Annotated in this window: 2 protein-coding genes; both read right to left on the minus strand. The window is 67.9% G+C overall.

The genetic code is table 11. The features are described from left to right. Positions 1-1,094 (minus strand): HAD-IC family P-type ATPase (locus tag Q0Y09_RS01020; protein WP_297716513.1); only part of this gene is annotated, 1,094 nt, incomplete at its 3' end. Positions 1,095-1,623: 529 nt separating this feature from the next. Next, positions 1,624-2,774 (minus strand): peptidylprolyl isomerase (locus tag Q0Y09_RS01025; RefSeq protein ID WP_297716514.1); only part of this gene is annotated, 1,151 nt, incomplete at its 5' end.

The raw sequence follows: 2,774 nt of genomic DNA on the forward strand, positions 1-2,774 counted from the left end.
GCGTCGGAGCACAGCGCCCCGCCGGCCAGGGCGGCCCTCCGGTCCCCGCCGGGGGTCCACACCTCCTGGACCGTCATCCGGTTCTGGGTGAGGGTCCCCGTCTTGTCCGAGCAGATGACCCCGGCGCAGCCCAGGGTCTCCACCGCCGGCAGCCGCCGGACGATGCCCCCCCGCCGGGCCAGCCGCTGCACCCCCAGCGCCAGCACGATGGTGACCACCGCGGGAAGCCCCTCCGGGATGGCGGCCACCGCCAGGGAGACGGCGGTGAGGAACATGTCCAGCAGTCCCTTCCCCCGCAGGAGGCCCACCCCGAACATGACCGCGCAGACGCACAGGCAGAGAAAAGAAAGGGTCCCCGAAATTTCCTCCATCTTTTTCTGTAAAGGAGTTTTCCCTTCCTTCTGTTCCAGGAGGAGACCGGCGATGTGGCCCATCTCCGTCTCCATGCCGGTGGCGGTGATGACGCACCTCCCCCGGCCGGCGGTGATGATGGTGCCGGAGAGGACCATATTTTTCCGGTCCCCCAGCCCGGTCCCCGGCGGCAGGGCGCCGCACGCCTCCTTGGCCACGGGGAGGGACTCCCCGGTCATGGCCGACTCGTCGGCGGTGAGCCCGGCGGCGGAGAGGACCCGGGCGTCAGCGGGGACCAGGTCTCCGGCCTCCAGACAGATGAGATCCCCGGGGACCAGCTGGCCGGCCTCCACCCGGCAGGGCCGGCCCTCCCGGATGACGTTGGCCATGGGGGCGGAGAGGTCCCGGAGGGCCTCCAGCGCCTTCTGGGCGTTGTCCTCCTGGGTGAGGGAGATGACGGCGTTGAGGAGGACGATGCCCAGGATGATGACGGCCTCCACCCAGTCCTCGCCGCCCCCGGCCCACAGCGAGAGCCCCGCCGCCCCCAGCAGCACCAGCACCATGGGGTCCCGGAGCTGGCCCAGCAGCCGGCGCAGCAGCCCCGGCCCCTCTCTGGCCTTCAATTCGTTGCGCCCATTCCGCTCCAGCCGTCTCCGGGCCTCCCCGGCGGAAAGGCCCTCCGTGCCGCTGGTCCTCAGCTCCTCCAGCACCTCTCTGGTCTCCATGGCGTACCACGCTCTCATGCCCGTCCCCTCTTTTCCAAATTCTGTATGGACAAGTATACCACCGGCCTGTCCGCCTTTTTCCGGGAAGAAGGGCGGACGATTGGGGACATATTGGGCCCTCGGAGCGCATAGAGGGCATCGGAATGCTGGCAGCCGTCCCATCCCTGCGTCGTCCTGAGCGGAGCGAAGGACCCGTTTTCTCCCCCTCCTGCCCCGCGATGGAACGACTCCCTCAGTCACCTGCGGCGACAGCTCCCTCAGGGAGGGAGCCAAAGGCCCCAGGGCGCAAGAGGGGCCTTACGGCGTGGTTTGGAGCGCAAATGGGGCCTCGCGCCCCACAAATAGTGTGATGCCGAACCGGTGCGGCGGGCGGCCTATATGCCGCCCCTACAAAACCGCCGCAGCGATGGCGTAGGGGCCGATGTCCTCATCGACCCCTTGTGCATCCCATCGTGGCCCGTAGGGGCGCACCTGTGTGTGCACCCGATCAAAACGGCCCCGCCCTGTTGACACAGGGCGGGGCCGTTCCATTGCTTCTTCCGTCTGGTTACGCCGCGGGGGTCTCGGTGGGGGCAGCGGTGTCCGTGGGGGCCTCGCTCTCAGCGGGGGCGGTCTCCACAGGGGCGGTGGTCTCGGGGGCAGCCGTCTCAGCGGGGGCGCTGTCGGCCTGGCTGGCGGCGGAGACCTGGGCTCTCAGGGCAGTGATCCCGTCGTAGAAGGCCTGGAGGTCCAGGCTGTCCAGGGCCTCGGAACGCTCCACCTGGGCCTCCTCCATCCACTGGTCGACCTGGGCCTGCATCTTCACCTGGGCGTACTTGTCGTAGCCGGCCTGGTTGTCGGCGGAGAGCCGGAGGATGATGTGGTAGCCGAACTGGCTCTGGACGGGCTGACTGATCTCGCCCTCAGCCAGAGCCTTGGTCCCCTCATAGAACTCCTCCACCATCTCGCCGGGGCCAAAGGTATAGCCCTCGGTACCGCCGTTGACGTTGCCGGAGGGGTCCACGTCGTCGGTGTGCTCGGTCATGAGCTGGTCAAAGAGGGTCATGGGGTCCTCGGCGGTGAGGAGCTGGTCGCAGAGGTCCTGGGCCTGGGTCTGGGCGGCGGCCATGCCGTCGTCGGTGACGTTGCCCGCCTCGTCGGTGACGGGGACGGCCTTGATGAGGATGTGCTTGGCCCGGAGGACGCCGGCCTCATCCAGCTTGGCGGCGTCGGGGGCGTCGGTGCCCTTTGCGCCGTAAAGCCCCTCCATCAGGTTGCTGTAAAGGAAGCTGGCCTGGTTGATGTGGAAGAACCCATCTTGAGACAGGCCCATGTAGGCGATGAGGCGGACCAGCTCGGTGTCCACCCGGTCGCTCTGGGTCTTGGGGTCCAGACCGGCCTGCTGGGCCAGGGTGTCCTTCATAGTCTGGAGCTGGCTTTCATAGGCGGTCTGGTTTTCCTTGTTCCAGCCCAGCTTGAGCTCGTCGGCCTTGTTCTCCATAATTTGGTAGAGGGTGGCGGTCTCCACGGCGCCGTCCAGGTAGTAGTCCCCCAGGGTCTGGCCCTCGCCCATGTCGATACTCAGGTCGGTCATGCCCCAGGCGGCGTACTGGTCGGCGGCATTGGTCACCCAGTAGAGGACCTCCTCAGCGGGGACCTCCACGCCGTCCACGGTGATAAGGGGGGTGTCCCGGGCGATGCCGGCGGTCTGCTGGAGGA

Source organism: Intestinimonas sp., assembly GCF_026169115.1.
In the GTDB taxonomy this organism is placed as follows: domain Bacteria; phylum Bacillota; class Clostridia; order Oscillospirales; family Oscillospiraceae; genus Intestinimonas.